Here is a 7,539-nt window from a genome sequence, read left to right on the forward strand (position 1 = left end):
GGCGCGTACTCGGCGATGAAGGTGGACGCGCCCGCGTACTCCCCGCCGGTCGAGAAGCCCTGCACCAGGCGGGCCACCAGCAGCAGCACCGGCGCCCACACGCCGATCGTCGCGTACGACGGGATCAGGCCGATCGCGAACGTGCCCGCCGCCATCATGATCATCGTGACGGCGAGGACCTTCTGCCGCCCGACCCGGTCGCCGAGCGGACCGAAGACCATGCCGCCGAGCGGCCGGACCAGGAACGCGGCGGCGAAGGCACCGAAGGTGGAGAGGAGCTGGGCGGTCGGGTTGCCCGAGGGGAAGAAGACCTTGCCGAGGGTGACGGCGATGTAGCTGTAGACGCCGAAGTCGAACCACTCCATGGCGTTGCCGAGCGCCGCCGCCTTCACGGCGCGTCGGACGAGTGCCGGGTCGGTGGCGGTGACGCCCGCGCCGGAGCGGCCCGGCTTCTCGAGGGACAGGGGGGATGCGACGGTGGCAGCCGACAAAGCTCCGCTCGCCTACCTTTCGACGGGGACAGGGACACCGCGACCCGCACGGCGGCGCTGTCGCCGGGTCGGAAGGGGCCCGCGGCAACGCGCCACTGGCCGAAAAGCGACCATAGGCGGTGGTGTGCCGCTTACGCCCGGTAAACTGTTCGTTGCTCACTGCATCAATATGACGTGCACGCAGGGACGTCTCTTCGGTACGGAGCGCGTCCTGCGCCCCTGACCTGTGATCCTTCTCGCTCCGCCCGGGTCGGGGGAGGGGGTGCCGGGAGGGGGCGCGAGCCACCCGAAGTGGGACCGGACTATCGTCATGCGGACAAAAGGGCGGCCAACGGGCCGCTCGACCGGCGCCGATGCCGGACGGCGGTCAGGCGGGACAGGGGTTTCCTGCGTCTCCCCCAGGGGGCGGTGCGAGCCCTCGTAGGGTGCGCAGGGACGGCACCGCGCACACGGGTGCGCGGGCGAGCGGGGCGGGAGGCCGCGGGGCGTGGCGAATGCGGAGCACAGTGGGCGGCCGGCGGATGCCTTCGGAGCGGCACCGGCCGTCGCGGCGACCAGAGCACGGCTGCGCGCGGCGCGCCTCGGACTGTGGCTGGTGGCCGCCGTCCTCGCCGTGCGCCAGCTCGCCGCGGTCCTCGGCACCCCCCGCGGGGAACGGCTGACCGACCTGGAGACCTGGGTCGGCGAGCACGGAGTCCTGCACGTGGAGGGCTCGCTCTACGACTCCACGCAGTTCACCGGCACCCCCTTCGTCGGCCTCGTCCTCAAGCCCTTCACCCGCGCCGCCGAACAGGCCCTCGGCTGGGGCTGGACCTTCGGCTCACTCCTCCTCGTCGTCGCCCTCGGCCTGGTCGCCGCCCGCGCCCTGCCCCGGCCGGTCGGCCGCCGTACGGCGCTGCTGGCGGCGCCCGTCGCGATCAGCCTGCTGATGCTGTCGCTGCCGGTGCGCAACGCGCTGTGGCTCGGCCAGACCAGCATCCTGCCCGTCCTCCTCGTCCTGCTGGGCTGCTTCGCCGTCCGCGGCGAGCACGGCGAACGCGCCGGCGGCGCCCTGATCGGCATCGCCGCCGCCTTCCAGCCGACCGTGCTGCTCTTCGTGCCCCTGCTGTGGTTCACCGACCGCAGACGCGCCGCCGCCTCCACGGCCGCCGCCTTCGCCGCCTGCACGGCGATCGCCTGGGCCGCGATGGCGCACGACTCCTACACCTACTGGGTGCACCACCTCGCGGGCGTCGGGCTCGGCGGCGCGGCCGACGACCTCGCCAACCAGTCCCTGCACGGCGCCCTGCTGCGGCTCGGTCTCTCCGGGCCCCTGGAGATCGGTCTCTTCCTCGTCCTCGGCGCCGCCGTCGCCGTCCTCGCCCTGCGCCGGGCCGTGCGCTACGCCCGGGACGGGCAGCTCCTGCTCGCCGTCGCCGTCACCGGCTGCGCGGCGGTCGCCGTGTCGCCGACCACCTGGCAGCACCAGCTGCTGTGGGTGCTGCTCGCGGTCGTCGGCCGGGTCGGCAAGCGCGCCTCCGACCGGTACGTGTGGCCGGTCGCCGTCGTCCTGGTGATGACGCTGCCCGCGAAGATGATGCTGCCGAACATGGCGACCCTGTTCCCGCTGCGGGACAACGTCGTCCTCCTCGCGGCGCTGGCCGCGGCCGTCGCCGTGCCGTTCCTGCCCCGCAGCTCCCCGTACTACGACACCCCGCTCCCGACGAGCCACGCGGCGCCCGTCCCCACCCGCTTCAAGCACGTCCCCCTGCTGCCCTTCCTGCGCCGGGTCCTCACCCGCCCCAACCTCCTCCTCGAACTCCTCCTCATCCGCGTCACCTACGCCGCCTACTCCCAGGTCAGGCTCGCGGCGACCGGCGGCAGCAACTCGGCCGGGCGGGCGCGGGCGGAGGAGCACGGCCATCAGATCCTCGACCTCGAACGCTTCCTGCACATCGACATCGAGCACGCGGTCAACCACGCCGTGGTGAAGGTCGGCTGGCTGCGGGACTTCTTCGACTTCTACTACACGTCGTTCCACTTCGTCGTCCCGCTGACCGTGCTCGGCGTCCTGTACTGGCGCCGCCCGGTCGACTACCGCTGGGCCCGCGCCTCCCTCGGCTTCGCCACCCTGCTGGCCCTGGTCGGCTTCTGGCTGTACCCGCTGGCCCCGCCGCGCCTGATGCCGGGGCTCGGGATCATCGACACGGTGCACGGCGTGCAGGACTTCTCCCAGCCCGACTACGGCACGCTGACGGCGCTCACCAACCAGTACGCGGCGATGCCGTCGCTGCACTTCGGCTGGTCGCTGTGGTGCGGGCTGGCGATCGCGGTCATCGCCCCGAAGGTGTGGATGAAGGCCCTCGGCCTGCTCCATCCGCTGTTCACGGTCTCGGCGATCGTGGCGACCGGCAACCACTGGGTGCTGGACGCGGTGGGCGGCGCGCTCGTGGTCGGCGGCGGCTTCGGGCTGGCGTACCTGTTCCAGGGCCCCCGGGCGCGTACGGTGACGGCCGCCGCGCAGACCCCGGCCACGGTCCCCCGCCCCCCGGCCGGCGAGGTCAGCAGCGGTCCGGCGTCGTCGTCGGCGAAGGAAGGTACGCCGAGCTGAGCCGGTACTCGCCCGCCGCCGGGACGGTCAGCCGCGTGAACTCGCCGTCCCGGGTCAGGCACCCGCCGTCGGTGCGCAGCCACGGCGACCAGGCGACCCGCACGGTGACCGGGCCCGGCCGCTCCGCGCGCAGCACCAGATCGACGCCGCTGCTCGTCACGACCGTGCCCGGAGCGGAGACGAGCGGTACGGCGTCCCGCACCCGGTAGACCTGCCAGTGCTCGTCCTGCCAGACGGGCTCCAGCCACCCGGGCCGCAGCGCCGGGTCCCGCACGAGTGCCGCCTCCGCCTTGGCCGGGCCGTCGGGTCGGCCGAGCGGCAGGACGACGAGACCGACGGCCCAGCGGTCCAGCCAGGCCCGGTAGGCGGCCGGGGAGAAGCTGCCGTCGTAGAAGAGACGGCCGCGCTCGACGTCGAGCTGCCGGTTCCAGCCGCGCGCCATGTTGATGTGCGGGGCGAGCCGCATGGCCTCGCGGTGGTTGCGGGCGGGTACGACCTCCACGCGGGTGCGGTCGGCCCCGAGTCCCTTCAGCGCCCGTACCACCCCGTCCGTCTCGGCGGCCCAGGCGGGCACCGCCGTGGAGACCCGCAGATCGTCCACGGTCTTCTTCCCCACCCACCCGACGGAGAAGACGAGCGCGACGACCAGCAGCGTGTGCGCGACCCGGCGCGTCCGGGGCACGGAGAACAGGGCGGCGAGCAGCGCGGCGGGCGCGAACAGCTCCACGAACCGTTCGACGTTCGTCCCGACGGGCGAGGCGATCAGATACGTCAGCACCGTCCCCACCGCGTACACGGCGCCGCTCCACCGGGCGACCCGCCAGGTGCGCGGCACCAGCACGGCGACGGCCAGCCCGAGCACGGCGGGCTGCCAGATCCGGTCCGCCGGCATCGGCTGCTCCCCGGTGAACGGGAAGAACAGCGTGGTCAGCCCGACGACGGCGGCGGGCGGTATCAGCAGCACCAGGGCCCGCCCCCAGTCCCGCACCAGCAGGAACCCGGCTCCGACCACGGCCAGGAACAGCCCCGCCACCGGGGACGCCAGCGTCGCCAGCGCGGCGTACGAGGTGGCCAGCGCGAGCCGCCGCTCGCGGACCAGCGGCACGCACGCGGCCAGCCCGAAGGCGACGCCCAGGGCGAACGTGGTCCGCCCCGAGGCGACGTCGCACCACAGCGCGAGCGACGCCAGCAGCGCGGGCCACAGCGGCCGGCGCACCCCGGCCCGTCTGATCAGCACGGCCGCCAGCCAGGAGGACGCGAGCCCCGCCGCCACGGTGACCGTGCGGACGCCGAGCGCGGCCATCAAGTACGGGGAGATGACGCTGTAGTTGGCGGTGTGCATGCCGCCGTACCAGAACAGGCCGTACGCCGAACCGCCGTGCTGCGCCGCGAAGTCCGCCCACGTGTACTGCGCGGCCAGGTCACCGCCGCCGGTGGCGAGGAAAGCCCACCACACCCCGTACAGGGGGAGGGTGGGCAGCGTCGCGAGCAGCGGGACGCGGTGCCGGTACCAGAAGGCGCGCGGCGCGTTGTCCGGGCGTCTGTCCGACCGCTGGTCGGGCCGGGAGACGGTGAGATCGGCAGGGACCACGGTCGGGGTTTCCGTTCGGCTTCGTCAGGAGCGTCCGGTGTGGACGCATGTGCGAAGACGATAAATCGAACAGAAACGTTGATCGGACCCCGGCCCGGGTCAGTTGGCGGTGGTGGCCGCCCAGTCGATGAAGGTGGTGAAGGTGGCGGGGGTGAGGGCCAGGGCGGGACCGGCCGGGTTCTTGGAGTCCCGGACGGCGACGGCGGAGGTCAGCTCGGCGACCTCGACGCAGTTCCCGCCCTGGTCGCCGCTGTAGCTGGACTTACGCCACTGGATCCCCGTCAGAGTCGGCTTGCTTTCCATCGCGTTCCTCCATCAAGCGCCGGATCAGCTCCGCCGAGTCCCTGAGGGAGAGCGCGGATGCCTGGAGATGATCGTAACGGAGTGAGCAGTTCTTGACGGTGTCTGGGTTGGCGGCCGGATGCCCGCTTCCGTATCCCTCGGTGTAGACAATGGTGGGGTCGCTCCCGAAACGGTAGATGTCGAACGAGCCTTGCAGTCCCGCGTGCGCACCCGCCGCGAACGGCAGTACCTGGATGTTGATCCGTGGTTCGCTCTCGAAGGCCAACAGATGGGCCAGTTGCTCCTGCATGACCTCCCTGCCGCCGATCTCCTGGTGGAGCGCGGCTTCGCTGAGCACGGCCCAGAAGACCGGCGGCTCCTCCTTCTCGAAGATGGCCTGGCGGGCGATCCGCACGGCGGTGCGGTCATCGAGGTTGTCCCGGTCCAGCACGCCCAGGACGGCCCGCGCGTACGCCTTGGTCTGAAGGAGACCGTGGATCATTTGCGTCTCGAACGAGTAGATCTCCGTCGCCCTCGCCTGCAACTCGGCCACTTGTTGAAACCACGCTGGGAGTTGGCTGCGCAACACCAGCGTGACCAGCCGCGAAAGTAACCCACCCGTCCCCAGCGCCGCGTCCACCCGCTCGCTGAACTCCCGCGTCGGCAACTTCCTCGCCGTTTCGATCTGGCCGATCAGCGAGCCCGTGTAGTTGACGATGTCGCCGAGCTGCCGTTGGGTCAGTCCCGCGGCCTCCCGGTACCGGCGCAGCTCGAAGCCGTAGTAGTCGAGCGGCGAGGCGCCCGGGTCGAGGATGTTGATGTGGGTCACGCAGCGGCCCCTCTCGCGCGACTCGGCCCACTGGGGGACCGGTTGTATTCGTCCGGTAGCCCAGGGTAGTCGCCCGCCGTCACGCTCGTGCTGTGAACGATTACTTTCCCCCGACCCTGATGGGCCCCCGCGCGGACCAGTACACGATGCGCTTCACCGCCGGCGCGCACTCGGCCCGCCATGTCCGGCGCATCGTCCGCTCGTATCTCGCCGAGTGGGAACTCACCGTGCTGACCGATGCCGTGGAGCTGGGCGTGACCGAGCTGCTGGCCAACGTCGTACGCCATGTCCCGGACCGCCGCTGCACGTTGCTGTTGCTGCGGCGGGCGGACCGGGCGGGCGTCCGGGTCGAGGTGACGGACGGTAGTCCGCGGCGCCCGCGCCTGGCCGAGGAGGTGCCGGACGACGCCGAGGGCGGGCGGGGGCTGGTGCTGCTGGACGCGGTGGCCGACAAGTGGGGCGTGGGGCCGGGGCCGGGCCGCGGCAAGACGGTGTGGTTCGAGTGCGAGGAGGCGTCGGAGGCGTCCCCCGCCCCGGGAGCGGGGGACGCCCGGTGATCACACCGCCGCGGTGTGCCCGGTGATCGGGCAGGTGCCGGCCGCCGCCGTCGCGGCGAAACCGGCCGTCTTCGCGACGGGTGCCGTGCCGCCGATCTGCTGGAGGATCTCGTCGGAGAGCAGGTCCTCCTTGCCCTTGAGGGCGTCGGCGACCTTGAGGTCGGTGTTGAAGACCATCTCCGCGGCGACGTTGTCCTGGACGATGCGGGCCAGGTTGTCCAGGGCCACGGCGATCGGGTCCGAGGGGGTCTCCACGGTCGGCAGGTCGATCAGGTGGGTGTTCACCTTGGCCTGGTTCATGGTGCGGCGGATGATGATGGACGCCTGGTTCAGCTCGGCCGTGGTCCAGATCGACAGCACCGTGACGTAGAGGTTGCTCCACGCGGCCTCGCCGATCAGCGTGCGCCACCGCTTCATCAGGCCCTCGATGCCGGTGCTCTGCGCGGTGGCGGCGAAGGTCATGTTGACGCGGATGGCCGGGTAGACCGTGGCGGCGAACCGGTTGAACGACACCATGTCGAACGACTGCGCCTTGACGGACGCGTCGATGAACTTGACGGCCTCGCTGAGGATCTTGTCGCAGGAGTTCTCGAGGTCGAGCGGAAGATTTGCCGTGCCGAGCTTGGTGTAGGCCGTCTGGAGCGTGGTCTTGAACGCGTTGAGCGGGGTGATCCAGCCCTTGTCGCCCGGTGCCTTGGTGACGACCATGTCGAGGTCGTGCGGGTCGATGCGGGCGGCGTTGGGGATGTTGGGGACCTGGTCGCTGAGGTAGGAGGCGAGGACCGAGAAGACGCCCAGGGGTACGTGGGCGATCGACTTGGCCAGCTCGAAGTACTCGGGGACCGGGTCGACGGTCTCGACCTGCTTGCCGTTGTTGATGAGGGTGAAGCGTCCGCCGACCGCGTTGTTGGAGACGACGACGACCGGGCTGAGCTGAGTGGTCAGTTCGCTCTTCAGGGTCGCGTAGTTGGCGCGCATCTTGGCGTTGACGGCGCGTATCGCGTCGCGTGCGGCCTTCTGGTCGGTCGCGGTGGTGCCGGTGGTGGCCGCCGAGGCGGAGGAGGCGGTCTGGCCCGTCAGTAAGGTCGCCGCCCCGACGGCCGACGCGGTGCCCAGAAATCCTCTACGTGTTGCCATGCCCCGTTTTCCTGCTTTCTCGGGTGAAGGGAAAGGTGCCTTGTGGCGATGTGGGGGGGCGT

At 71.5% G+C, this 7,539-nt stretch carries 7 protein-coding genes; 2 read left to right on the forward strand and 5 right to left on the reverse strand.

What is annotated here, in order from left to right; translation table 11 throughout:
* Positions 1-491 (reverse strand): MFS transporter (locus tag GTW67_RS34820; protein WP_161168715.1); only part of this gene is annotated, 491 nt, incomplete at its 3' end.
* Positions 492-978: 487 nt separating this feature from the next.
* Here GTW67_RS34820 and GTW67_RS34825 point away from each other — a divergent pair.
* On the forward strand, positions 979-3,081 hold the full coding sequence (locus GTW67_RS34825) for a phosphatase PAP2 family protein (RefSeq protein ID WP_161168716.1): 2,103 nt from the start codon (positions 979-981) through the stop codon (positions 3,079-3,081).
* On the opposite strand, the gene GTW67_RS34830 is transcribed toward GTW67_RS34825, so the two are convergent.
* The 3 genes from GTW67_RS34830 to GTW67_RS34840 form a co-directional block, all read right to left on the reverse strand.
* Positions 3,032-4,672: an MFS transporter gene (locus GTW67_RS34830; RefSeq protein WP_161168717.1), complete on the reverse strand. Its 1,641-nt coding sequence runs from the start codon at positions 4,670-4,672 to the stop codon at positions 3,032-3,034. The genes GTW67_RS34825 and GTW67_RS34830 overlap by 50 nt on opposite strands.
* Positions 4,673-4,771: 99 nt before the next feature.
* Positions 4,772-4,975 (reverse strand): DUF397 domain-containing protein, encoded by a 204-nt coding sequence (locus GTW67_RS34835; RefSeq protein ID WP_161168718.1) that lies wholly within the window; start codon positions 4,973-4,975, stop codon positions 4,772-4,774.
* A complete protein-coding gene (locus tag GTW67_RS34840) occupies positions 4,935-5,783 on the reverse strand; it encodes a Scr1 family TA system antitoxin-like transcriptional regulator (RefSeq protein WP_161168719.1) in 849 nt (282 codons plus the stop codon). Before GTW67_RS34840 ends, GTW67_RS34835 begins: the two co-directional genes overlap by 41 nt.
* Before the next feature lie 92 nt (positions 5,784-5,875).
* Here GTW67_RS34840 and GTW67_RS34845 point away from each other — a divergent pair, with 92 nt between their 5' ends.
* A complete protein-coding gene (locus tag GTW67_RS34845; RefSeq protein WP_346010816.1) occupies positions 5,876-6,340 on the forward strand; it encodes an ATP-binding protein in 465 nt (154 codons plus the stop codon).
* Here the strand turns inward: GTW67_RS34845 and GTW67_RS34850 are convergent, their stop codons facing one another.
* Positions 6,341-7,477, reverse strand: coding sequence for a hypothetical protein (locus tag GTW67_RS34850; RefSeq protein WP_161168720.1), 1,137 nt, complete (start codon positions 7,475-7,477; stop codon positions 6,341-6,343).
* Between the last annotated feature and the right edge of the window lie 62 nt (positions 7,478-7,539).

It is taken from the genome of Streptomyces sp. SID5910, assembly GCF_009862125.1.
Lineage (GTDB): Bacteria > Actinomycetota > Actinomycetes > Streptomycetales > Streptomycetaceae > Streptomyces.

Coding starts and splice junctions, on each gene's coding strand:
- GTW67_RS34835 (WP_161168718.1), bottom strand. CDS start 4,975: ATGGAAAGCAAGCCGACTCTGACGGGGATCCAGTGGCGTAAGTCCAGC.
- GTW67_RS34850 (WP_161168720.1), bottom strand. CDS start 7,477: ATGGCAACACGTAGAGGATTTCTGGGCACCGCGTCGGCCGTCGGGGCG.